The organism is Bradyrhizobium sp. 521_C7_N1_3 (assembly GCF_052075975.1).
Lineage (GTDB): Bacteria > Pseudomonadota > Alphaproteobacteria > Rhizobiales > Xanthobacteraceae > Bradyrhizobium > Bradyrhizobium japonicum.
This window is the reverse complement of sequence record NZ_CP197232.1, coordinates 9,777,592-9,800,468: the sequence shown is the minus strand read 5'-3', so window position 1 is coordinate 9,800,468 and position 22,877 is coordinate 9,777,592. Positions and strand designations below refer to the sequence as shown.

Below are 22,877 nucleotides of genomic sequence, written 5' to 3'. Positions count from 1 at the left end.
GGCGTGGCGCGTGCCGAGTTTACACCCTTACCGGCCCCAGCGTCTCGAAATGCCCGCGCTTCTGCAGCCAGGCGAGCAGCACAAGGCTCGGGATCGCCACCAGCACGCAGATCACGAAGAACAGCGGCCAGCCCGTCGTGTCCGCCACGAAGCCCGCACTCGCTGACAGATATGTGCGCCCGACCGCGGCGAGCGCGGTGAGCAGCGCGTATTGCGTCGCCGTGTGCAGCGGATTCTGGCACAGCGCGGAGAGATAGGCGACGAAGATCACGGTGCCGATGGCGCTGGTGAAGTTCTCGCAGGTGATGGCAAAGGCCAGCGCCCATTGGCTGGTGCCGACGAATGCCAGCCAGGAGAAGGAGAGATTGGCGAGCGCCTGCACCACGCCGCCGATCCACAGGCTCGTCGCCAGCGAATAGCGCCGCGCGAGGAAGCCGCCGGCAAAGCCGCCGATCAGCGTTGCCGCGAGGCCGACGCCCTTCACGATCGCCGCATAATCGTTGCGGGAGAAGCCGAGGTCGATCACGAACGGCGCGGTCATCGTGCCGGAGAAGGCATCGGTGAACTTGAACAGCACGACGAAGGCGAGCGCGGCGAGCGCGTCCTTGCGCGTCAGGAATTCCGAGAAGGCTCCGATCGCCGCGTGCAGCACGCGCGCGAACGCCGTCTCGGTCTGTGTCGCGGCTTCCGCGCGGACCGATTGCTCGGGCTCGGTCGCGGCCAGCGCGGTGATCGTGCCGATCAGCACCATCGCCGCCATCACCACATAGCCCCACATCCAGGCCGACGCGCGCGGAATGCCGGTGCCCTCGAAGCCGGACACGATGAACAGCGCGCCGGCGGTCGAGACCAGCATGCCGATGCGATAGGCCGCGACATAGGAAGCCATTCCGGCCGCCTGCTCGCTCTCCGGCAGGCTCTCGACGCGGAAGGCATCGACCACGATGTCCTGCGTCGAGGACGTCGTCGCGACCAGCAGCGCGCCGAGTGCGACGTAGAACGGCGAGCGCGCGGGATCGGTCAACGCCAGCAGCAGGATCGCGATGATCAGCAATAGCTGCGAGAACAGCAGCCAGCCGCGCCGCCGCCCGAACGCGCGGGTGAACAGCGGCACATGCAGCGCATCCACCAGCGGCGCCCACAGGAATTTCAGCGTGTAGGGCGTGCCGACCAGCGCAAACAGCCCGATGGTCTTGAGATCGACCCCGGCCTCGCGCATCCACACCAGGAGCGTCGAGCCCGACAGCGCCAGCGGCAGCCCGGACGAGAAGCCGAGGAACAGCACGATCAGCACCCGCGGTTGCAGGTACACGGCCAGGCCGTCACGCCATGAGGTCGGGGCCGTGTCGGGGCTGGCAGGGGAGGTCGCGTCGGGTGCGGTCATGGGGAGGTGTTAGCAGATTCTGAGGGAAAAGCCTCGTGGTAGCCGGTGAGGCGGGAGACGCCTCAACACCCTCGGTGTCATCGTCCGCGAAGGCGGACGATCCAGTAATCACCAGCGTTTTAGTTCAATCACAACTGCCGCAGCGTACTGGATACCCCGCCTTCGCGGGGTATGACAGCATCATGGCGGCCCGGCTATGCCGGGATACAAATCATCCCAATTCGGATTGTGCTGCTCAATCAACCGGACCTTCCAGGCCCTGTTCCACTTCTTGAGCCGCTTCTCCCGCTTGATCGCATTCTCAGGATCGTCGAACTGCTCAAAATAGACCAGCCTTGCGACGTCGTACTTCTCTGTAAAGCTCTCAACGACCTTCGACTTGTGCTCCGCCACTCGGCGAATGAGGTCATTCGTCACACCGATGTACAGCGTGCCGCCAATCTTGCTGGCAAGAATGTAGACGTAGTAATGGCGTCCGCCCATGCGACCACCCCAACGGTGTCATCGTCCGCGAAGGCGGATGATCCAGTAGTCACCAGCGTTTCAGTTCAATCACAACTGCCGTAGCGTACTGGATACCCCGCCTTCGCGGGGTATGACAGCGTGCCTCAAAACTCACTCCCCCGCCTGGAGCTTCCTCGGGAACAGCTCCGCGGCTCCGGTTGCCACCAGATGCGGACCCTCCGGCGCATCGGTCTTGCTGAAATCGAGCTCCTCGATTCGCCCGGCGCGCTTCTCGATCTTGTCGGCGGAGATCAGCACCTGCCGCACGTCCTCGTTCGCGTCGGCAAAATGCTTCTGCAATTTCAGCACGCGGTCGCGCAGGCGTCCCAAATCGTCGCCGAGCTTGATCACCTCGGTGCGGATCTGGTCGGCGGCGTCGCGCATGCGCGCGTCTTTCATGATCTGCTGCATCACCTGGATCGCGAGCATCAGCAGCGACGGCGACACCAGCACGACACGGGCGCGATAGGCCTTCTGGATCACGTCGTCGAAACCGTCATGGATCTCGGCATAGACCGATTCCGACGGCACGAACATCAGCGCCATCTCCTGGGTCTCGCCGGCGACGAGATATTTTTCGGCGATGTCGCTGACATGCTTCATCACGTCGCCGCGCAGCCGCTGGGTGGCGACGCGCCGCTCCTCGTCGGTGCGGGCGTCGTGCAGTGCGGTCATCGCCTCCAGCGGAAATTTTGCGTCGATGCAGAGCGGGCGCTGGTCGGGCAGGAACACCACGCAATCCGGCCGCTTTCCGGTCGAGAGCGTGAACTGGAACTCGTAGGCGCCCTTCGGCAAGCCATCCTGGACGATCGCCTCCATCCGCGCCTGGCCGAAGGCGCCGCGTGACTGCTTGTTGGCGAGCACGTCGCGCAGGGTCGTCACCTGCGTGGTGAGGTCAGTGAGGTTCTTGTGCGCGTTGTCGATGATGCCGAGCCGCTCGTGCAGCGCGCGCAGGCTCTCCATGGTGTTGCGGGTCGAATGTTCCATGGACTGGCCGACCCGATGGGTCACCGAATCCAGCCGCTCGTTGACCGCGCGCGCCATGTCGGCCTGGCGGCCGGCCAGCGCCTGGGTCATGGCGTCGGCTCGGCCGGCAGCTTCGCTCTGGGCGTGCAGCACCTGGCTCAGGCGCTCCTCGAGTTCGTCCGCGCGGATGGCATTGGCCATGGCGAGTTCCGCACCGCGCCGCCCCGAGCGCGCGATCACCACCGCAATCACCACCAGCAGGATGACGACGAGGGCGCCGAAGCCGATCAGCGCATCGATGGTGCGGACCGGCCAGTCGCCAGCCAGGAAAATGATCTCGTTCATGGCGGCCCTTGTAGCCGATTCGACACCCTCCGCGAACGAATAGCGAACACTTATGGTTAATGGCCCCTAATTTTTATGGTTAACGAAACCTGAAGTTTTATGGTTAGCGGAGGGTTAACGGAGTTCCTCGCCGCATTGACCGCATCCGGCATGCGGCTTAAATCGCGGCCATGGCCCTCAGAGAAATCATCATCCTGCCCGACAAGCAGCTGCGTCTGGTCTCCAAGCCGATCGAGAAGGTCACGACGGAGATCCGCAAGCTTGCCGACGACATGTTCGAGACCATGTACGACGCGCCCGGCATCGGGCTCGCGGCGATCCAGATCGCGCAGCCCTTGCGGCTGATCACCATGGACCTCGCCAAGCCTGACCCGGACGGCGAGACCAAGCCGGAGCCGCGCGTCTTCATCAACCCCGAGATCATCGCCTCCTCCGAGGACCTGTCGGTCTACGAGGAAGGTTGCCTCTCGATTCCCGAATATTACGAGGAGGTCGAACGTCCCGCCAAGGTGCGCGTGCGCTTCACCGATCTCGACGGCAAGGTGCACGAGGAGGACGCCGAAGGCCTCTATGCCACCTGCATCCAGCACGAGATCGACCATCTCAACGGCGTGCTGTTCGTCGACTATCTGTCAAAACTCAAGCGCGACCGCGTGATGAAGAAGTTCGAGAAAGCCGCAAAGCGCGCGGAGTAATCACGTCCTCCGCCGTCATGCCCGGCCAAAGCGCGGAGCGCGTCTCCAAGCTAACGTGCCGGGCATTCACGTTCTTTGCCGCCGTGAGCAGGAAGAACGTGGATGGCCGGGACAAGCCCGGCCATGACGAGTACCTTGCTCCTTTCCGAGGATTGTGTAGCTCAATGCCCCTCCGCCTGATCTTCATGGGCACGCCCGATTTCTCCGTGCCGACGCTGCTCGAGCTGGTCTCGCACGGCCACGAGATCGCGGCGGTCTATACCCGTGCGCCAAAGCCTGGCGGGCGGCGTGGCCTGCAATTGCAGCCGACCCCGGTCGAAGAAGCCGCGCGAAAGCTCGGCGTACCCGTGCTGACGCCGAAATCGTTGAAGACGCCCGAAGCGCTCGACGAGTTTCGCGCGTTCGACTCCGATGCCGCCGTCGTCGTCGCCTATGGCATGATCCTGCCGCAGGCGATCCTCGATGCGCCGAAGCTTGGCTGCTACAATCTGCACGCCTCGCTGCTGCCGCGCTGGCGCGGCGCCGCGCCGATCAACCGGGCGATCATGGAAGGTGATGCCGAGAGCGGCGTGATGGTGATGAAGATGGATGTCGGCCTCGACACCGGCGACGTCGCCATGGCCGAGCGCATCGCGATTTCCGACAACATGACCGCGGTCGATCTGCATGACCGTCTCTCCCGGCTCGGTGCCGATCTGATGGTGCGCGCGATGGCCGCGCTCGCCCGCGGCGGGCTCCAGCTCAAGAAGCAGAGCGAGGATGGCGTCACCTACGCCGCCAAGATCGACAAGGCCGAAGCCCGGATCGACTGGACCAGGCCCGCGCGCGCCGTGCTGCGCCACATCCACGGCCTGTCGCCGTTTCCCGGCGCCTGGGCCGAGCTCGAGAACGGGCGCGTGAAAATCCTGCGCTGCGAGCTTGCCAAAGGATCGGGCGAGCCTGGTGCGGTGCTGGACGATCAGCTCACCATCGCCTGCGGCGAGGAGGCGATCCGCATCGTCGAGCTTCAGCGCGAGGGCAAGGGCCGGATGCAGGCCGCGGACTTCTTACGCGGCGTGCCGCTGAAAGCAGGCGTCAAATTCACCTGACGCTGTCATACCCCGCGAAGGCGGGGTATCCAGTACGCCGAGGTTTCTCGGTCGAACCGATAGGCCGCGGCGTACTGGATCGCCCGGTCCCGGCTCCGCCAAGGCTACGCCGAGGCCCACACGAGCGCTCGGCACGCCGAAGCTTCAGCGAAGGCGGCAAGCCGGGCGATGACAGCAGAACTGGAAACTGATGCCCCGCTACAAGCTCACCATCGAATATGACGGCGCGCCGTTCTTCGGCTGGCAGGTGCAGGACACGCTGCCGTCGGTGCAGGGCGCGTTAGAGGCGGCGGTGAAGGCGATGACCGGTGCGGATCTGCGCGTGCACGGTGCGGGCCGGACCGACGCCGGCGTGCATGCGCGCGGCCAGGTCGCGCATGTCGACATCGACAAACAGTTTCCGCCGGGCCGGTTTCGCGACGGGCTGAACGCGCATCTGCGCCCGCATCCGATCGCGGTGTTGGAGGCCGAGATCGTCCCTGACACCTTCGAGGCACGCTTCTCGGCCGTGAAGCGGCACTACCGCTACCGCGTCGTCAACACCCGCGCCAATCTCGCGCTCGATATCGGCCACGCCTGGCGCGTGCCGCGCCGGCTCGATGCCGATGCGATGCATGCGGCGGCACAACGTCTGCTCGGCAAGCACGATTTCACGACGTTCCGCGACACCGAGTGCCAGGCCAAGTCGCCGGAGAAAACGCTCGACCAGCTCGACGTGCACCGCGACGGCCGCGAGATCACGATTGTCACCTCGGCGCGCTCGTTCCTGCATAGCCAGGTGCGCTCGATGGTTGGATCGCTGGTCTGGGTCGGCGAAGGCCGCTGGACCGCGGACGATCTCTCCGCAGCGCTCGCAGCCCGCAACCGCGCGGCGTGCGGCATCGTCGCGCCGCCTGACGGGCTGTATCTGATGAAGGTGGATTATTAGCGCACGCCGCCGCCATAGACGTCATGGCCGGGCTTGTCCCGGCCATCCACGATCTTCTTCTCGGCTTGCAAAGACCGTGGATGCCCGGGACAAGCCCGGGCATGACGGCGGTGGGTTGGGCGGCGATTAGCGCTTACCCAAAATACCGCGTCAGTATCCCCCGATACACCTGCGTCAATCTCTCCAGATCCACGACCGGCACGCGCTCGTCGACCTGGTGCATGGTCTGGCCGACCAGGCCGAACTCGATCACCGGGCAGTAGCTCGAGATGAAGCGCGCATCCGAGGTGCCGCCCGAGGTCGACAGCTCGGGCTTGCGCCCCGTTACCTCCTCGATCGCGGAGACCGCGAGGTCGGTGAACGGGCCGGGCTTGGTCACGAACACATTAGAGTTCGAGGGCTCCCAGACGATGCGGGCCTTGATGCGGTTGCCGCAGGCTTTCGTCAGTCGCGTCTCGACCAGCTCGCGCAAGGATGCCTGGGTGTGGTTGTCGTTGTAGCGGATGTTGAACTTTGCGCGGGCCTCGCCGGGGATGACGTTGCTGGCCTTGTTGCCGACGTCCACCGAGGTGAATTCGAGATTGGAGGCCTGGAACTGCGCGCTGCCATGGTCGAGCGGCTCGTCACTGATCGCCACGATCAGCCGCGAGATATCAGGCACCGGATTGGCCGCGCGGTGCGGATAGGCGACATGGCCCTGCACGCCGTCGACATAGAGCGTGCCGGATTGCGAGCCGCGGCGGCCGACCTTGATGGTGTCGCCGAGCGTCTCGACATTGGAGGGTTCGCCGAGCACGCAATGGTCGAACTTTTCGCCGCGCTCCGCGGCCCATTTCAGCAGCTTGATGGTGCCGTTGATGGAAACGTCTTCCTCGTCGCCCGTGATCAGGAACGAGATCGAGCCCTTTCCATCGGCCCGCGGCGTGCCGCCGTTCGCGGCGAGATGCTCGAGCACGGCTGCGACCGAGCAGGCGATGCCACCCTTCATGTCGACCGCGCCGCGGCCGTGCAGAAAGCCGTCCTTCACCTCGCCCGAGAACGCGCCGACGCTCCAGGCGCTCTCGTCTCCGGGCGGCACCACGTCGGTGTGGCCGGCGAAGGTGATGTGCGGCCCTTCGCTGCCGATCCGCGCATAGAGATTGTCGACGTCGGCTGTGCCTGCTTCGCTGAAGGTCACGCGGTGGCAGGTGAAGCCGGCGGCGTTGAGGGCTTGCTCAAGCACCCCGAGCGCACCGGCGTCGGCCGGAGTTACCGAGGGGCAGCGGATGAGATCACGGGCAATCGAGAGAGCATCGGTCATGCGCCCCGCTTAACATGCATGCCGCCGGGTGGGCTAGCGCTGGGCGGCACCAATTCGAGCTCGCTTTGCTGGTCCCAGCTTTTTGCAGGGGACGAGCCGTCCTCGGTCTTGGCCAATGGATCAGGACCGAACCGGTTATCGCCGACGCTGCCTGATACGATGAACATCTCGACAAACCCCCACAGCCACAGGATGGACGCGACCAGCCAGAACGGAAGCATCCAGGTGGAGTTCGGCAACAGGTCCGAGAACTGGTTGTACAGGCCGGGCAGGAAGAAGAACGGAACGAGCCACCAGCCACTCCTGTCGCGATCATGCAGCCGCTTGATCGCCGTCGCGAGATAGATCCAGAGGAACAGCGACAAGCCGAACGCCTTCAGGATCAGGTTGGTGCGATCAACGGGCGTCAGCGAGCGATAGGCCCGGGGATCGACCAGCTTGAAGAGGTCGTCGAGGCCGAAGTCGAAATCGAGTTTCAGGGATAGCTTCAACGCCCCCTCGGCATCGATGAGGTGGATCACCTGACCGATCACGCCGAGCAGGGCCGCCAGCAACGCGACGATCAGCAGCGCCTGCCACAGCAAAGCGCGGTTGATGCGGCCGTCGAAACGAAAGAGGTACCAGGTCCAGTCCATGGCGAAGGTTCCGGGCAGCGGAGGCCGTCCGGTGATTGGTCGCGATGGAGGGATAGAGGGTTCGATACGGTCGCAAGCCCGTCATCCTGAGATGCGAGTGGCGCGATGCAAAGCATCGCGCCGGGAGCCTCGAAGGATGGGCGGCCGGGACGTCGCGGCAGCCGGGCCGTCGCCCTTCGAGGGCCGCCGAAGCAGCGGCCACCTCAGGGTGACGGTAAGGGATTGGGCTCGTGGCGCCGATCAATCCCGCAGCAGCTCGTTGATGCTGGTCTTCGAGCGCGTGCGCTCGTCGACGCGCTTGACGATCACGGCACAGGCCGTGCTCGGGCCGATCTGGCCGTTCTTCATCGGCTTGCCGGGCAGCGCGCCGGGCACCACCACCGAATATTCCGGCACCTCGCCCATGAAGACCTCGCCGGTCTCGCGGTCGACGATCTTGGTCGAGGCGCCCAAAAACACGCCCATCGCCAGCACCGCGCCCTTGCGCACGATCACGCCTTCGGCGACCTCGGAGCGCGCGCCGATGAAGCAGTCGTCCTCGATGATCACGGGCTCGGCCTGCAGCGGCTCGAGCACGCCGCCGATGCCGGCGCCGCCGGAGATGTGCACGCGCTTGCCGATCTGCGCGCAGGAGCCGACGGTCGCCCAGGTGTCGACCATGGTGCTCTCATCGACATAGGCGCCGAGATTGACGAAGGACGGCATCAGCACGACGTTCTTGGCGATGAAGGCCGAGCGGCGGACGACCGAACCCGGCACCGCGCGAAAGCCGGCGTCGCGAAAACGGTTCTCGCCCCAGCCCTCGAACTTCGAAGGCACCTTGTCCCACCAGGTCGCCTTGCCGGAACCGCCGGGAATGACGCCCATGTCGTTGAGGCGGAAGGACAGCAGCACGGCCTTCTTCAGCCATTGATTGACCTTCCACTTGCCATCGGCTCCGCGCTCGGCGACCCGCGCCTCGCCCTTGTCCAGGATCTCCAGCGCCTGGTCCACGGCCTCGCGCACCTCGCCCTTGGTCGAGGTCGAGATGCCGTCACGCGCGTCGAAGGCGCTGTTGATAGTGGATTCGAGGGCGGACAGGGACATCGGGATTTCCTCTGGGAAATGAGAATTTTGATGGATTGGGGCGCTTTTTCGGGATTTGGCGGGGAGGAGTCAAGGCATACTCCACCGTCGTCCCGGACAAGCGCCGCATGAGGTCGGTAGCCCGGATGGAGCGAAGCGCAATCCGGGGCAGTGCCTCAGCGGCGAGAAGCCCCGGATTACGCTGCGCTCCATCCGGGCTACGGGTTACAGAGACAGCTTGCCCAAAAACCCCGCCAGATCATCCGTGACGTGGTCGACATGGGGCGCGTCCCGGCCCTCCAGCTCCCAGTCCTCCCGCACCACTTCCTTGGTACCGTCAGGTACCACCAGCACGGTGGTCATGCCGAGCGCGTGCGGGACGGTGAGGTTGCGAGCGAGGTCCTCGAACATCGCGGCTTTGGTCGGATCGACGGCATGGTCGGCGAGGAATTTCTGATAGGTCAGCGGCGACGGCTTCGGCTCGAACCCGGCGGCGATGATGTCGAACACGCCGTCGAAATGCGTGGCGAGGCCGAGCCGCGCCAGCACGGCATCGACATGGTCGACCGAGCCGTTGGTCAGGATCAGCTTGCGGCCCGACAGTTTTGCGATGGCCTCGCCGAGCGCCGGGTTCGGCTCCAGCGGCGAGTGGTCGATCTTGTGGACATAGGCGAGGTAGTCGTCGGCGCGCACGCCATGCAGGGTCATCATGCCGCGCATGGTGGTGCCGAAGCGCTGATAATAATCCTTCTGGATCCTGCGCGCCTCCTCCGGGCCGATGTTCAGCCAGTTGCAGACGAACTCCCCGATCCGCGCGTCGACCTGCTGCCACAGATTGACGTGATGCGGGTAGAGCGTGTTGTCGAGGTCGAACACCCAGGTGTCGACATGGGCAAAGGTGCGGGGGGAGGTCATATCAACATTCTCTACTCGTCGTCCCCGGGGCGCGCGAAGCGCGAGCCCGGGACCCATAACCCCAGGGAGGAGTTTGGCGAAGACTCGGGGTTACCAGCTTCGCGCCATAACCACTCCCTGGGGTTATGGGTCCCCGCCTTCGCGGGGACGACAGCGGAGCCTGTAGACGCTTGCGTGCTGATCATGACGCCAATCTCACGGCATCGCAAAGCGCAGCGTCTTGCCGCCGCTCGACATGTCCACCACGCCAAAACCCGTTGCCGCGAAGCCGCGCGCGCCGCAATCGGCCTGCTCGCTGGTCTCGAACTTGGTCTCGCGCGTGCAGAGCTGCTTGTCGCCGCCCCAGTTCAGCGGCTTGTCCTTCAGCTTGATGACGCGGTTGTCGGCGTCGATGGCTTCCGCGAAGCTGAAAATCTGCTTCGGCTGCCCGGTCACATCGGGGTGCAGGCAGGTCTTGGGATCGATGCGATACCAGCCTCGGCTCGTCACCGACTTGCCGTCGTCGGTGGCGACCGCCGCCATCACCTTGTGCGGCGTGTCGTTGCACCAGGTCAGGCCGGTAGCAGAAGGCGTCTGCACCGCATCGACCATGGTCTTGAAGAAGTTCGGCGACGACATGATGTCCGCCGCCAGTCCGCGGCTCTTCAGGAAGGCGGCCAGTGCTGCCTGCGTCTTCGGCCCGTCGACGCCGTCGATCGGCGCGGCGTCGTAGCCCGCGATCACCAGCAGCCGCTGGATGCCGGCGAGGCGGGCCTGCTCGTCGTCATATTCGGAATCCTCGGCGAGATAGGCCGTGAAATTGCCGTCCGCGGCTTGCGTCGGCGTGATCTGGGTGAACGCGGTCGGGGTCTGGCCGCTGCGGCATTGCCGCGCAGCCGCGATGACGAAATTGTCCTGCGCCACGCACAGCATGTCGCTGCCGTTCTGCGGGATCGGCGAGGCGCCGTAGACGCCGAGCGCGCGGGCATTGAGCAGGATGCGGTCGGCGGTCAGCGTGCCCTGCACCACGACGCGGCAGGCGGCGGGATCGATCCTGAACCAGCCGCGCGTCGCGGTCGCCGCCTTGTCATCGATGCCGATCGCGGCCTCGACGACATAGGACATGCGGTTGCAGATTTTCAGGTCGGCCAGGGCAGGCGCGGAGGAGAAGAAGAACGAGACGGCCGCGGCGGGCAGCGTCATCAGGAAGCGGGTCAGGAATGAGCGGTGATGTCGCCGAGCCCTCAACTCGTCATGCCCGGGCTTGTCCCGGGCATCCACGTTCTCAGCGCGGGTCCAAAGGTCGTGGATGGCCGGGACAAGCCCGGCCATTACGGCTTTCCTTGGCCCGCTCTTCCTCACTTGTGGATCAGCGTTCCCGTGCCCTGGTTGGTGAAGAGCTCGAGCAGCACCGCGTGCTGCATCTTGCCGTCGATGATGACGACGCCCTCCACGCCCTGTTCGAGCGCGTAGATGCAGGTCTCGACCTTCGGAATCATGCCGCCGGAAATGGTGCCGTCGGCGATCAGCTTTCGCGCGTCCTTCACCGAAAGCTGCGGGATCAGCTTCTTCGACTTGTCGAGCACGCCAGGCACGTCGGTGAGCAGCAGCAGGCGCTTCGCCTTCAGCGCGCCGGCGACCGCACCGGCAAAGGTGTCGGCGTTGACGTTGAGCGTCTGGCCTTCCTTGGAGGTCGCGAGCGGCGCCAGCACCGGGATCAGCTCGTAGCCGATCAGCTGGTTGAGCAGCGTGAGGTCGACCTTCTCGGGATCGCCGACGAAGCCGAGATCGATCGCCTTCTCGATGTTCGAACCCGGATCGACGATGGTGCGCGTCGTCTTCGACGCCTTCACCATGTTGGCGTCCTTGCCCGACAGGCCCACGGCCTTGCCGCCGGCTTCGTTGATGTAGCCGACGATCTGCTTGTTGACGGAGCCGGCCAGCACCATCTCGACGATCTCGATGGTCGCGGCATCGGTGATGCGCAGACCTGCCGCGAACTCCGACTGGATGCCGAGGCGCTTGAGCATGGTGGCGATCTGCGGTCCGCCGCCATGCACCACCACCGGGTTGATCGCGGTCTGCTCGAGCAGCACGATGTCGCGGGCGAAGTTCTTCGCGGTCTCTTCGTCGCCCATGGCATGGCCGCCATATTTGATGACGATGGTTTCCTCGTCATACTGCTGCATGTGCGGCAGCGCTTCGGACAGGATGCGGGCCTGGTCGAGCGGAGAGATGTCGGTCATGAGGCGGATCTCGCTGGCGGGACTGTCGGTGCGCGTTCTATCCGATTGGCGGGCGCGGCGCAAAGTGTGACTGGCATGTCGCTCTCGTGTCCCGGACGGAGCCTCGTAGCCCGGATGGAGCGCAGCGTAATCCGGGTTTCTGACCGTAGGCACCGGCCCCGGATTACGCTGCGCTCCATCCGGGCTACAGGTCAGCGCTTCGCCACCACGGCCGCGAGCGTCACCACCAGCCAGCTCAGGATCATCACCGTCCCACCCGTCGGCGCGGCATACGGAAACAGCGAGTGCCCCGCATATTGCCGCACGGTGAGATCGCCCGCGAACAGCGCCGCGCCGATCACGAAGCCGAACGCCGCGACGAGGCCAATTCCGCCGTGCAGAAGGCCGCGCGCGAGCAGGGCGACGCCTGCGAGTATGGCAGTTGCGTGAAACAGCAGCATGGCGCTGGCGGAGGCGAGCCGGCTGGCGTCGGCGCCGTGGGCGGAGGCGGCGGCCAGTGCGACGCCGGCGGCGCCCATCAAACCGGCAAGCCCAATCAGCAGGCGGAATGCGAGCGTCACGAGGTTCGCTCTTCCAGCAGCTTCGCCATCGCGGCGCGCAGCTCGGCCATGCCGGTCGAGCTTCGCGATGAGGTCGCGAGCACGTTCGGAAACGCCGCCGGATGTTTTGCCAGCGCGGCCTCGGTCTCGGCGATGCGGGACTGAAGCTCGGACGCCTTCACCTGGTCGGCCTTGGTCAGCACGATCTGGTAGCTCACCGCGGAACGGTCGAGCGTCCCCAGGATTTCGAGATCGACGTCCTTGAGGCCGTGCCGCGCGTCGATCAGCACGTAGACGCGTGCGAGCGAGGCGCGCCCCAGCAGGAATTTGTGGATCAGCTCGGTCCAGGACGCGACTTGCGTCTTCGGCGCCTTGGCGTAGCCGTAGCCGGGCATGTCGACGAGGCGCAGGTCCTTCTTGCCGGGGACCTCGAAGAAGATCAGTTCCTGGGTGCGGCCCGGCGTATGCGAGGTGCGCGCAAGCGCGTTGCGGCCGGTCAGCGCGTTGATCAGGCTGGACTTGCCGACATTGGAGCGGCCGGCAAAGGCGATCTCCAGCCCATCCATCGGCGGCAGCGTCGCAATCGAGGGCGAGGCCCAGATGAACTGCCAGTCGCGGGTGAACAGCTTTCGCCCGGTTTCGATCAGCTTCGCATCTTTGTCTTCGGTCATGCGAAGGCTTTCAGTTGTTTACCTTCGTCATTGCGAGCGAAGCGAAGCAATCCAGAAATGCATCCGCGGAGGCACTCTGGATTGCTTCGTCGCTTCGCTCCTCGCAATGACGGAGAGCTACGTCGCCTTCTTCGCGAACGTCGCCTTGAGATTGTCGAACAGCTCCACCTTCACGCCGTTGCGGCGCATGATGAAGCTCTGCTGGAGCACCGAGAGCGTGTTGTTCCAGGCCCAGTAGATCACGAGGCCCGCCGGGAAGCCCGCCAGCATGAAGGTGAAGATCAGCGGCATCCAGTTGAAGATCAGCTGCTGGGTCGGATCCGGCGGCGTCGGGTTCAGCTTCATCTGGAACCACATCGTGATGCCCATGATGATCGGCCAGATGCCGAGCGCGAGGTAGTGGCCGAACACCGGGATCGTCGTCGGATCGAACGGGATCAGGCCGAACAAGGTGAACAAATTGGTCGGATCCGGCGCGGAGAGGTCCTTGATCCAGCCGTAGAACGGCGCGTGCCGCATCTCGATGGTGACGAACAGCACCTTGTAGAGCGAGAAGAACACGGGGATCTGGATCACCACGGGAAGACAGCCGGCGACCGGATTGATCTTCTCCTTGCGGTAGATCTCCATCATCTCCTGCTGCTGCTTCACCTTGTCGTCGGGAAAGCGCTCCTTCAGCGCCTGAAGCTGCGGCTGGATCGACTTCATCTTCGCCATCGAGGCGTAGGACTTGTTGGCCAGCGGGAAGAACAGCAGCTTGACGATCACGGTGACGAGCAGGATCGAGATGCCGAAATTGCCGAAGAAGCGGTAGAAGAAGTCCAGCCCGAGGAACATCGGCTTGGTGATGAAGTAGAACCAGCCCCAGTCGATCAGCAGATCGAAATGGTTGAGGCCGAGCTCCTTGTTGTAGCCGCCGAGGCCGGCGAACGGGAACACGCCGACGACGCCGGCTTCCTTGGCGCCGGCGAACAGCCGCGCGTTCGCCGTCGCGGTGCCGCCGATTGCGACGGTGACGGGATCGAGCAGATAGTCGGTCTGGTAGGTGTGGACGTTGCCGACGGGGTTCGACGAGAAGCGTGCCTGCAGCTGCGCACTGGTGTCGGGCAGCAGTGCCGAAGCCCAGTACTTGTCGGTGATGCCGAGCCAGCCATTGGTGGCCTTGAAGTTCACCGCCTTGGCTTCGTCGATCTTCTTGTAGGCGTATTCCTGCAAGCCATCGAGATAGCCGATCAGGCCTTCATGCAGGATGTAGTAGCCGGAGACCTGCGGCGTGCCGTGGCGCGAGATCAGCGCGAACGGGTAGAGCGTGACCGGCGCGTTGCCGACATTGCTCACCTCGTCCTTGAGCGTGAAGAGATAATGATCGTCGACCGCGATGGTGCGGCGGAAGGTGAGGCCCTCGCCATTGTCCCACTTCAGCACCACCGGCGTCGTCGGCGTCAGGCTGCCGCTGCCGTCCTGCTGCCAGAGGGTCTGGGCGTCCGGCAGCTTGGCCGTCACGCCCGTCGCCGGCACCCAGCCGAACTCGGCGTAATAGGGCTCCGCCGTGCCCGAGGGCGAATAGAGGATGATCGGCGGCGACTTCGGGTCGACCGTTTCGCGGTATTGCACCAGCGCGATGTCGTCGATGCGGCCGCCCTTCAGCGAGATGCTGCCGGCAATTCGCGGCGTGTCGATCTTCACGCGCGGGCTGGCTGCGATCGCGCTTTCGCGGGCAACGACCGGCTGGGCCTGGTTCGCGGCCGGTGTTGACGGCTGGGCAGCGCTGCCGGGCTGCGGCGCGGCGCCCGGCGTTGCGGAGGCCGTCGGCTGCGGCGTGTTCTTCTGGAGCTCGGCCTGCGCCTGCTGCTGGGCGCGCTGCTTCTCCATCGCCGGCACGTTATAGAAATACTGCCAGGCGATCAGCACCAGGCCGGATAGAATGACGGCGAGGATGGTATTGCGATTGTCGGTCATCACTATTGTCTCGTCATCAATCCGGTTTGCGGCTGGTCGCAGGAGCGGGGCCGGGCCTTGAGCCGTCGGTTCTTGAGCCGCGTCCCTTGTGCGTATGCCGCGCAGGTTTCGTGAACGCTATGCGCAGATCGTCGAGCATGGTGGCGAAGTCGCGCGAGAGCGCGTCCCTTCGGCCAACCAGTACATAGTCATGATGGGGCTGCATCGACACCGGATCGAGCCGCTTCACCAATTCGCGAAGCCGGCGCCGGATGCGATTGCGCTCGGGGGCGTTGCCGTTCTTTTTGGTAACGGTGAAGCCGATCCGGATCGGGCCGCTGTCGTCGCGGCGGCGGCTTTGCAGGACGAATGCGGGACTATTCGCCCGCGCGCCATTGGCAACGGCGAGGAAATCCGCTCGCTGCCTCAGCCGATCCATGATGAAATCCCAAAAATGGGGGTCCGGCTCAGGCGCTCAGACGCTTGCGGCCGCGGGCGCGGCGGGCGGCGAGAACCTTGCGGCCGCCGGCAGTGGCGAGACGGGCACGGAAGCCGTGACGGCGCTTGCGCACCAGTTTGCTGGGTTGATAAGTCCGCTTCACGGGTTTTTCTCCGCTGACCGGGCAATTTGCCTGTAGAATTGATGATAAAGTCCGGAAGATGCGGCCCAAAACGGGCCCTTTTCGGCCCCAAGAGAGCCGCTCCCGGCGTGCGCACCGGGTCATCGCGGACAATTTGCGCGGCTTATAAGGGAGCGTCTTCTTTTCGTCAACGTCGCAAGACCGCGCTGTTCCGGTGAATATCGCTGTTTGTGTGGGGTTTTTAACCCAAGAGGTGGCGACTCGCGATATCCGAGCTTACATCCCACCTTGAGAGATTAGCGATCCGTAATTTGACCGGCCCCCGGCCGGGTCGCATCTTCCATCAGCCAGGCTCTATTACAAAGCCAATAGGGGCGAACTTCGTGGCAGCGACAGACCTCCAGCCGGTCCATGATACGGATCAGCCGGGCCAGCCGGCGATGCGGCCGCGTGGGCCCAGCGGGCTCGGCCTGTCCGGCAAGCTGCTGCTGCTCACCGTCCCCCTGGTGATGATCGCCGCCGTCCTGCTCTATGTGCCCGCCATCGCCAACTTCTGGGTCAACCGGCTCAATGACCGCGTCGCGGCGGCCAACACCGCCGCACTGGTGCTCGACGCCGCCCCGCTCGGCATGGTCCCCGAGTCGCTGTCGCGCGAGATCCTGAAAAGCATCAATGCACGTGCCGTCGCCATCAAGATGGGGCAGCAGCGACGGCTGCTCGCCAGCGACAACCTTCCCACCGCCATCGAGCATGACATCGACCTGCGCGACATGACGGTGTGGGAGGCGATCACCGGCTCGTTCCGGATGATGCTGGAGACCGGCAACCAGGCCATCCGCATCGTCGGGCCCGGCGTCGGCAACGCCCAGTTCATCGAGATCGTGACCGATGAGCTGCCGCTGCGGCAGCAGATGTATCGCTTCTCCCGCAACGTCGTGGTGGTCGCGCTGATCATCGCGGTGCTGACCGCGGGCCTCGTCTACCTCGCGCTGCATTATCTCTTCGTGCGCCCGATGCGGCGGCTGACCGCGAGCCTGGTCGGCTTCCACGAAAACCCCGAGAGCTCGGCGCGGATCATCGTGCCGAGCCAGCGCAGCGATGAAATAGGCGTCGCCGAGCGCGAATTGTCGGACATGCAGCGCGACCTGATGTCGATGCTGCACCAGAAGAGCCGGCTCGCCGCCCTCGGCCTCGCCGTCTCCAAGATCAACCACGATCTGCGCAATCTGCTCGCGTCGGCCCAGCTTCTGTCCGACCAGCTCGCCAGCGTGCCGGATCCGCGGGTGCAGCGCTTTGCGCCGAAGCTGGTGCGCTCGCTCGAGCGCGCCATCGCCTTCTGCCAGTCGACGCTGTCCTACGGCCGCGCCCAGGAAGCGGCGCCCGACCGCCGCATGATCATGATCGAGCCCGTGGTGCTGGAGGTGCGCGAAACCGCGGGCCTCGCCAGCGACGCCTCGATCGCCTGGGTCGCCGCGATCGAGCGCGGGCTCGCGGTCGATGCCGATCCCGACCAGCTCTTCCGCGTGCTGCTCAACCTCGTCCGCAACGCCGCGCAGGCGCTGGAAAGCCATTCGTCCGGCGACGGCGGCGCGCAGCAGATCCGGATCACGGGAAAGCGCGAAGGTGCCGTCGCCATCCTGGAGGTCTCCGACACCGGCCCCGGCGTCCCCCAGAAGACCCGGGACCATCTGTTCGAGGCGTTCCAGACCTCCGGCCGCCCCGGCGGCAGCGGGCTTGGTTTGGCCATCGCCGCCGAGCTGGTCCGCGCCCATGGCGGCGAGATCCATCTGGTCGAGGGCACTATCGGCGCCACCTTCCGGATCGTCATCCCCGACCGCCCCGTGGAACTCCTCTCCATTCGCAACGAGCGGCAGAGGGCGTAGTCGGCCAAAGGCCGACTGAGCGACCTCGGCAATCTCCACCACTCTCGTCATTCCGGCCCGAAGGGCCAGGCCCGGAATCCATAACCCCTGCTGTTGGTTATGGATTCTCAGGTGCGCAATTGCGCACCATAGCTCGCGACTTCTTCGTGCCCCGGAATGAGGTGAGAGGGGCAAATACGCGAAAATCTCTCGAATCCAGACCTTGCCAATCAAGGCAAGAGCGGTTAGTCAGAGCGCTCTTTCGCACCCCTCCGGCGCTGTCCGGAGGCTGCCTGCGGGCCCAGCCCGCACTGTTCGCGAAAAACGCGCCCGTAGCTCAGCTGGATAGAGCATCAGACTACGAATCTGAGGGTCGGACGTTCGAATCGTTCCGGGCGCGCCATTCTACGCCAGAGCAAGTCAGGACGCGCTGGGGCAAACCGCCTCTTGGCGCGGCGGCGTCGGCTAAGGACTGGTTTCGCAGGCGTGCGTCGACTTGCGCTGGATCAGGTCCCAACGGTTGCCACAGAGATCCTCGAAAACCGCGACGACGCCATACGCCTCATGCCGCGGCTCCTCAACGAACCGCACGCCGGCCGCGATCATGCGCGCATGATCGCGATCGAAATCATCCGTCTCCAGGAACAGGAAGACCCGCCCCCCGGTCTGGTCACCAATGCGCGCCACTTGGGTCGGACTGTCAGCCCGCGCCCATAGCAGACCGGAGCCGCCACCGCCCGGTGGGCGCACGACTACCCAACGCTTTACGCCGCCGAACGGCGTGTCCTCGCAGAGCTCGAAATCCAGGGCGCCGGTGAAGAAGGCGATCGCCGCGTCATAGTCCGCGACGACGAGGCTGACGAGGGACAGATGCTGTTTCATCGGTCATCCCAAGGCGAATGCGACAAGCTGGCCGTCACGTCGCAAGGTGTCGCAACTTTACCAACAGGAGCGCTCGCGGCGGCGGAAACTTGGCTGCTTTGACAATTTTGGATTGGCAGCAGCCCAACTTGCATCGGAACGTGATATTTTGCGTTCAGGGATGGAATTGGCTGTCCCCGCATTCGGGAGGGCTTAGCTATGAGGTTTTCGCCACTCTTCGCTGCAAGTCGGGCCGTCGCTGTCTCATCGATGACACTGGTGCTGTACGGCCTGAGCGGCACGGCGATGTCGCAAGCCGCAACCCCCTCGGGCCGCGCCACCTCCTCGCTTCATAACGTCGTGGTCGAAGCGCCGGAGCAAGCCGCCAGGCCACAGAAGCCGAAGCAGCACGCGGTTGCCCGCAGCACCGTATCAAGCTTCCAGTCGGGCAACAAACCCTGGGTCGGATGCTCCGCCTCTGCTGGCTCGACAATTTGCAGAAACGTATACAACTATAAAAACTACGCAGAATGCACCCAGGCGGGAGTGAGAATGGGTTGGAACGGGACTGAATCCTATGGGTATTGCAGCGCCCTGGCGTTAAAGGAATGAAGATCGCGCCCAGCCGGCGATGATCGGCCGGGCTAGGCAGGCTTTGGCGCCAGCGGCGCCGAATTGGATGCTCCATCATAGCGCCACGGCGATGCAGTATTGCCCATCTTCATCGGCCGTGGCGCGCCATTTCGCTCCAAAACTGAGCACCCCAAAACCTCCCATTTCTGCGCCGGACGACGTCGTCGCACGACAGCTCACTATTCGTAATTGCGTAGGCCTGGAGCAGGTAACGGACGCCTTCCTGGCGAGGCGTAGCCCGGAGCGCTTGGTCGGCCGCAGCATCGCGGGCACCACGGCCATCTTCACCGGCCGTGATGGCCCGCTTAGATTAAGGTCTCGCCAGAGACGCCTGGACATTTCGGTGAATAGGGAGATGACCCATGAAGCTCGCGCATGACGGCATCCAGCTGTCCTTCGACATTGCCGGCGCGGGACCGCTTCAATTCCTGTTCGTCCATGGCCTCGGCGGGGATCGCACGCATTTTGCGCCGCAGATGGAGTATTTCGCGCGTCAAGGTCGGGCGTTGAATGCCGAGCTGCGGGGGCATGGTGAGAGCGACAAGCCGCAACAGGCGTATTCGATCGAAAGCTTCGCCGATGATCTCGTCTTTCTGTGCAACCGACAGCAGATCACAAGGCCGGTCATCGTGGGTCAAAGCATGGGTGGCAACATGGCGCTCGAAATCGCCGCCCGCTATCCGGACTTTCCTGCAGGCCTGGTGCTGCTCGATTCAGGGGTGCTCTTCCCTGCCACGGCAGGGGCGGTGTTCGCCGGGTATCTGGAGGGCTTGAGGGGCGCGAATTTTGCGGACGAGGTCCGGAAAATCGTCGCGGACTCCTGTCTGCCGACCGACGGATGCCGCGCCCATGTCGAACAGACCTTTCTGGCGACGCCACAGCACGTGCTGGTGTCCACGTTTACAAGTCTGTTCCCCTGGGATGTGCATCGGGCGCGTGAGTGCGCCCAGGCGTGCCGGGTCCCGGTGCTCTACATCGAAGCGGCCCATCGGCTCGCGGATCTGGATCGTTTTGCGGAGCTGTGCCCGCAACTGGTCACGGCCAAGGCGGTCGGCTCCGGGCATTTCCTGTCGCTGGAAGTGCCGGAGCAGATCAACCCGATGATCGATCGGTTCATCTCGCTCTACGTGCCGACACCCGGGTAAGCTTCGTCAACCCGGCCTAACCTTCCCCGAGCTTTCCCGACCAACCCGATTCAAGGGAGGATCTCATGAAAGCAGCGCTTCTGGTCCTGCCGCTTCTTGGCCAGCCCGCGATGCCGATTTCGGACCGTGTACCCGTCTTCAACGTGGAAGCCCTCTGCCGCGACGTTTCCGCTGACGACAAGGCCTCAGGGCTCACCCTGGCGCAGGACGCCGGCGAATGCGTGCGTGACGAGACAATTGCGCGGCAACAGCTGAGCTCGACCTGGCTGACCGTTCCGGGCCCCGCGCGCGATAGTTGCGAAGGCGAGGCCGCGGCAGGGGGAATCCAAAGCTATGTCGATCTGCTCACCTGCCTGCAGATGGCAGGCTGGGCGAATCCGACTCCGCCGCCGAAGCCCCCGCTCAGGGGAGCGAGCAAGATGCGGAACGCCAAGAATGAGCTGAAGAACGAATTGAAGAATTAGCTGCGCGGGTGACAATGGGGGAGAGAAGGCTGCGGAGCAGCTTCTTGGCAGGTCGCGCATCATGGCGTGCGCGTTCGCCGGCAGCGGAGTCCTGCGAGCGATGCGACGAAGTTCCAGGCGCCGGGTCGCAGTCGCCATCAATGATGGGCCGACACGCCCTTGACGCATTGGGTCAACAGATCACCGGTGGCGAATTGGCTGACATCGCCCAAGCTGATCATGCCGACCATCCGCTTGCTCTTGTTGATCACGGGCAGCCTGCGGATTTTCAGCGTCTCCATGTGATGCACGGCTTTCGCCAGATCGTCGTCTTCCCGGCAGCAATGGATGCCTTCGGTCATCACGTCCCGCGCCGTCATGCGCGCGGCGTTGAAGCTCTTGCTCGCGAGGCCTTTGCAGACGATGTCGCGATCGGTCACCATCCCGACCAGATGGTCGTCATCGCCGATCGGAATGCAGCCGATGTCGTGCCCTTGCATCAATTTCGCGATCTCGGTGATCGGGGTGTCCGGGCTGACCCAATCGACACCCTTGTGCATCACGTCCTTGACCTTCATGGAGGACCTCCGTTGCGAACGCAGCCCCCGTGACGCGATCATACTACGAACCGGGCGCGACCGCACGCGCGCCGCGACGAAGGCGCAGGAAAAATCATCCCGTAAAAATCATCCCGCCGCCATGCTGCGTCAAGCGTGCGTGCTGAAGCGTCCATGCGGCGCATTGGCCGTCAGCCGTTCGAACTGTGCATGCGTCAGGTGAAGCAGCGTCTCATGGTCGCCGGCTTCGATATAGATCTCGGGCTGCGCGCGGATGCTGTCATCGACGATGAGATCGAGCCCGTAACACCGGCCTACCGCCGGAACGGCGCCATGCGCGCAGTCCGCGAACAGCCTGTTGATCTCGGTTTCGTTCGCCATCACGAGATCCGCGCCGAGCTTCTCCTTCAAGTCCGGCAAGTTGAGACGGTGCGATGCCGGAACGATCGCGAGCATGTAGCCGCCGTCATGGCGCAGCACGACGGCCTTGGCGTAACGATCGCCCGAGACGTGGCAGGCCTGCGCCGTGCGCGCGGATGACATGGTGAAAACGTGCGGGATCTCGACATACTCGATGTTCTCGGCAGCCAGGTATCGGTGGAGCGTGGGGGCAATGGTCATGGCATAGCCTTTCGGATGGATATGCGAGCCATCCACCGTGAGGCTGCCCCGCCGCACGATGGGCGGCCGCGTGATTGCCGGATGCCAACATAGGCCTCGCGCTCGAGAGCCGCAATCGGGTCGGACGTTCAATCATCTTCGTCGACCGTGGCGCGCCACTTCGGTACAGAGGGCTGAATAGGCTGCCACCGAATTGCGTGCGCAGCCGAACCACTAAGCCGGCTTGCACTTCGCAAGCGCCTGCCCTTTCCAAATGATAATTTTGAATGCTCGTATCAGCGGTGCCGCAGACCGCCATGCACATTCGGAGAGTGGGCCGTAATCAGGTTCTTGTGCTTCCGGGCCGCCGCTTCGGCCTCGCGAGCAAGTCGTTCAGCCTTTAACCTCTGGCGGTTCGCATGAAACGCCGCTTGGATGCGTTCATACTCGGAAATTGCTACTTTGGCATCGGTTTCCTTGAAGACCCTTTGCGCCTCACGTTGGGCGGCAGTGGGCGGCTTCCATCCGTAATTCTTATAAGCGGTCATTCCCTCCTCCTTCGGTGATAGCCGTGGGGGGCTTGTTGGGTCCGACCGTCAAAGTCTCCCCCTGTTTTTCAATTACCGCAATCAAATATTCGCCAGTCGTTCCCGCGCCGGCCATAGATCCGCGCGGCTTACGGGATCCTTGCCGCAACGTCTGGCCGGTTTTTCTCGAGCCAGGCGACGGCCTCCGGTCCGTCAACGACGCACTCGAAGGTTTCCCAGGCCGGATCCTCGATTGTGTCGGGTTGCAGGCGGCTCGCCGCATACTCGACGAGATCGTGCAGGCCCTCGTATCCTCGTCGGTGCTCGAGGGACTCTGCAATCGCCGTGCTGGTCCAGCCTCGTCGGGCCAAATCGACAATGCTCGGAACGTCAGCCTCGCTGAACCAGGGTGTGGCATCGAACTCGAGGCAGCGGATGTTATCGGCGGTGTGGCAAGTGGCGTGGATCAT

General features: G+C 64.4%; 26 protein-coding genes and 1 tRNA gene. 8 read left to right on the top strand and 19 right to left on the bottom strand.

Annotated features, from left to right (window positions below; translation table 11 throughout):
* Positions 1 to 19: 19 nt before the first annotated feature.
* From AB7008_RS46535 to AB7008_RS46525, 3 genes are all read right to left on the bottom strand, one after another.
* Positions 20 to 1,384: an AmpG family muropeptide MFS transporter gene (locus AB7008_RS46535; RefSeq protein WP_253572915.1), complete on the bottom strand. Its 1,365-nt coding sequence runs from the start codon at positions 1,382 to 1,384 to the stop codon at positions 20 to 22.
* 180 nt (positions 1,385 to 1,564) lie between these two features.
* Positions 1,565 to 1,867 carry a GIY-YIG nuclease family protein gene (locus tag AB7008_RS46530; protein ID WP_166348306.1) on the bottom strand — a complete coding sequence of 101 codons (303 nt, stop codon included), beginning with the start codon at positions 1,865 to 1,867 and terminating at the stop codon, positions 1,565 to 1,567.
* Positions 1,868 to 1,999: 132 nt separating this feature from the next.
* Complete coding sequence (locus AB7008_RS46525; protein ID WP_264621609.1) at positions 2,000 to 3,199, bottom strand: DNA recombination protein RmuC; 1,200 nt, start codon at positions 3,197 to 3,199, stop codon at positions 2,000 to 2,002.
* Between the two features lie 170 nt (positions 3,200 to 3,369).
* Here AB7008_RS46525 and def point away from each other — a divergent pair, with 170 nt between their 5' ends.
* The 3 genes from def (at position 3,370) to truA (ending at position 5,910) form a co-directional block, all read left to right on the top strand.
* On the top strand, positions 3,370 to 3,894 hold the full coding sequence (gene def / locus AB7008_RS46520) for a peptide deformylase (protein WP_014491383.1): 525 nt from the start codon (positions 3,370 to 3,372) through the stop codon (positions 3,892 to 3,894).
* Between the two features lie 164 nt (positions 3,895 to 4,058).
* The gene (fmt, locus tag AB7008_RS46515) at positions 4,059 to 4,982 is read left to right on the top strand and encodes a methionyl-tRNA formyltransferase (protein ID WP_264621608.1); all 924 of its coding nucleotides are present in this window, start codon (positions 4,059 to 4,061) and stop codon (positions 4,980 to 4,982) included.
* 190 nt (positions 4,983 to 5,172) lie between these two features.
* Positions 5,173 to 5,910, top strand: a complete 738-nt coding sequence (gene truA, locus AB7008_RS46510; protein ID WP_441261028.1) for a tRNA pseudouridine(38-40) synthase TruA — start codon at positions 5,173 to 5,175, stop codon at positions 5,908 to 5,910.
* A 133-nt stretch (positions 5,911 to 6,043) separates the two neighbouring features.
* Here the strand turns inward: truA and dapE are convergent, their stop codons facing one another.
* The 11 genes from dapE to rpmH form a co-directional block, all read right to left on the bottom strand.
* Entirely contained in the window at positions 6,044 to 7,210 is a 1,167-nt protein-coding gene (gene dapE / locus AB7008_RS46505) for a succinyl-diaminopimelate desuccinylase (protein WP_304491844.1), read from the bottom strand.
* A complete protein-coding gene (locus tag AB7008_RS46500) occupies positions 7,207 to 7,845 on the bottom strand; it encodes a DUF805 domain-containing protein (RefSeq protein WP_248880379.1) in 639 nt (212 codons plus the stop codon). Before AB7008_RS46500 ends, dapE begins: the two co-directional genes overlap by 4 nt.
* 240 nt (positions 7,846 to 8,085) lie before the next feature.
* A complete protein-coding gene (dapD, locus tag AB7008_RS46495; protein ID WP_248880378.1) occupies positions 8,086 to 8,931 on the bottom strand; it encodes a 2,3,4,5-tetrahydropyridine-2,6-dicarboxylate N-succinyltransferase in 846 nt (281 codons plus the stop codon).
* 204 nt (positions 8,932 to 9,135) lie between these two features.
* The gene (locus tag AB7008_RS46490) at positions 9,136 to 9,825 is read right to left on the bottom strand and encodes a pyrimidine 5'-nucleotidase (RefSeq protein WP_441261027.1); all 690 of its coding nucleotides are present in this window, start codon (positions 9,823 to 9,825) and stop codon (positions 9,136 to 9,138) included.
* Positions 9,826 to 10,020: 195 nt separating this feature from the next.
* Complete coding sequence (locus AB7008_RS46485) at positions 10,021 to 11,007, bottom strand: DUF1036 domain-containing protein (RefSeq protein WP_304494279.1); 987 nt, start codon at positions 11,005 to 11,007, stop codon at positions 10,021 to 10,023.
* 155 nt (positions 11,008 to 11,162) lie between these two features.
* Complete coding sequence (gene argB, locus AB7008_RS46480; RefSeq protein WP_011090823.1) at positions 11,163 to 12,050, bottom strand: acetylglutamate kinase; 888 nt, start codon at positions 12,048 to 12,050, stop codon at positions 11,163 to 11,165.
* A 191-nt stretch (positions 12,051 to 12,241) separates the two neighbouring features.
* On the bottom strand, positions 12,242 to 12,610 hold the full coding sequence (locus AB7008_RS46475; protein ID WP_248880377.1) for a DUF423 domain-containing protein: 369 nt from the start codon (positions 12,608 to 12,610) through the stop codon (positions 12,242 to 12,244).
* Positions 12,607 to 13,260: a ribosome biogenesis GTP-binding protein YihA/YsxC gene (gene yihA / locus AB7008_RS46470; RefSeq protein WP_038957746.1), complete on the bottom strand. Its 654-nt coding sequence runs from the start codon at positions 13,258 to 13,260 to the stop codon at positions 12,607 to 12,609. The genes AB7008_RS46475 and yihA overlap by 4 nt, the downstream gene beginning before the upstream one ends.
* A 117-nt stretch (positions 13,261 to 13,377) precedes the next feature.
* A complete protein-coding gene (gene yidC, locus AB7008_RS46465) occupies positions 13,378 to 15,219 on the bottom strand; it encodes a membrane protein insertase YidC (RefSeq protein WP_028160144.1) in 1,842 nt (613 codons plus the stop codon).
* A gap of 16 nt (positions 15,220 to 15,235) precedes the next feature.
* Positions 15,236 to 15,637 (bottom strand): ribonuclease P protein component, encoded by a 402-nt coding sequence (gene rnpA, locus AB7008_RS46460; RefSeq protein WP_014491396.1) that lies wholly within the window; start codon positions 15,635 to 15,637, stop codon positions 15,236 to 15,238.
* Between the two features lie 28 nt (positions 15,638 to 15,665).
* The gene (rpmH, locus tag AB7008_RS46455; protein ID WP_008542748.1) at positions 15,666 to 15,800 is read right to left on the bottom strand and encodes a 50S ribosomal protein L34; all 135 of its coding nucleotides are present in this window, start codon (positions 15,798 to 15,800) and stop codon (positions 15,666 to 15,668) included.
* A gap of 362 nt (positions 15,801 to 16,162) precedes the next feature.
* Between rpmH and AB7008_RS46450 the strand changes: the two genes are divergently transcribed.
* Both AB7008_RS46450 and AB7008_RS46445 read left to right on the top strand, forming a co-directional pair.
* A complete protein-coding gene (locus tag AB7008_RS46450; protein ID WP_028160145.1) occupies positions 16,163 to 17,662 on the top strand; it encodes an ATP-binding protein in 1,500 nt (499 codons plus the stop codon).
* A gap of 305 nt (positions 17,663 to 17,967) precedes the next feature.
* Positions 17,968 to 18,044: transfer RNA gene (locus AB7008_RS46445), tRNA-Arg, on the top strand.
* Positions 18,045 to 18,106: 62 nt separating this feature from the next.
* On the opposite strand, the gene AB7008_RS46440 is transcribed toward AB7008_RS46445, so the two are convergent.
* Positions 18,107 to 18,523 carry a VOC family protein gene (locus tag AB7008_RS46440; protein WP_304491840.1) on the bottom strand — a complete coding sequence of 139 codons (417 nt, stop codon included), beginning with the start codon at positions 18,521 to 18,523 and terminating at the stop codon, positions 18,107 to 18,109.
* A gap of 249 nt (positions 18,524 to 18,772) precedes the next feature.
* On the opposite strand from AB7008_RS46440, the gene AB7008_RS46435 reads away from it, so the two are divergent.
* The 3 genes from AB7008_RS46435 (at position 18,773) to AB7008_RS46425 (ending at position 20,744) form a co-directional block, all read left to right on the top strand.
* Positions 18,773 to 19,114, top strand: coding sequence for a hypothetical protein (locus tag AB7008_RS46435; RefSeq protein WP_441261026.1), 342 nt, complete (start codon positions 18,773 to 18,775; stop codon positions 19,112 to 19,114).
* A 383-nt stretch (positions 19,115 to 19,497) separates the two neighbouring features.
* Positions 19,498 to 20,280 carry an alpha/beta fold hydrolase gene (locus tag AB7008_RS46430; RefSeq protein ID WP_304491839.1) on the top strand — a complete coding sequence of 261 codons (783 nt, stop codon included), beginning with the start codon at positions 19,498 to 19,500 and terminating at the stop codon, positions 20,278 to 20,280.
* A 65-nt stretch (positions 20,281 to 20,345) separates the two neighbouring features.
* The gene (locus tag AB7008_RS46425) at positions 20,346 to 20,744 is read left to right on the top strand and encodes a hypothetical protein (protein ID WP_028160509.1); all 399 of its coding nucleotides are present in this window, start codon (positions 20,346 to 20,348) and stop codon (positions 20,742 to 20,744) included.
* 137 nt (positions 20,745 to 20,881) lie between these two features.
* Here the strand turns inward: AB7008_RS46425 and AB7008_RS46420 are convergent, their stop codons facing one another.
* The 4 genes from AB7008_RS46420 to AB7008_RS46405 all read right to left on the bottom strand — a co-directional run bounded on the left by AB7008_RS46420 (position 20,882) and on the right by AB7008_RS46405 (position 22,877).
* Positions 20,882 to 21,301: a CBS domain-containing protein gene (locus AB7008_RS46420; RefSeq protein WP_304491838.1), complete on the bottom strand. Its 420-nt coding sequence runs from the start codon at positions 21,299 to 21,301 to the stop codon at positions 20,882 to 20,884.
* A 129-nt stretch (positions 21,302 to 21,430) separates the two neighbouring features.
* Positions 21,431 to 21,901 carry an aminoacyl-tRNA deacylase gene (locus AB7008_RS46415; RefSeq protein ID WP_028160507.1) on the bottom strand — a complete coding sequence of 157 codons (471 nt, stop codon included), beginning with the start codon at positions 21,899 to 21,901 and terminating at the stop codon, positions 21,431 to 21,433.
* Positions 21,902 to 22,176: 275 nt separating this feature from the next.
* Positions 22,177 to 22,428: a hypothetical protein gene (locus AB7008_RS46410; protein ID WP_041956860.1), complete on the bottom strand. Its 252-nt coding sequence runs from the start codon at positions 22,426 to 22,428 to the stop codon at positions 22,177 to 22,179.
* A gap of 128 nt (positions 22,429 to 22,556) precedes the next feature.
* Positions 22,557 to 22,877 carry a hypothetical protein gene (locus tag AB7008_RS46405; RefSeq protein ID WP_028160506.1) on the bottom strand — a complete coding sequence of 107 codons (321 nt, stop codon included), beginning with the start codon at positions 22,875 to 22,877 and terminating at the stop codon, positions 22,557 to 22,559.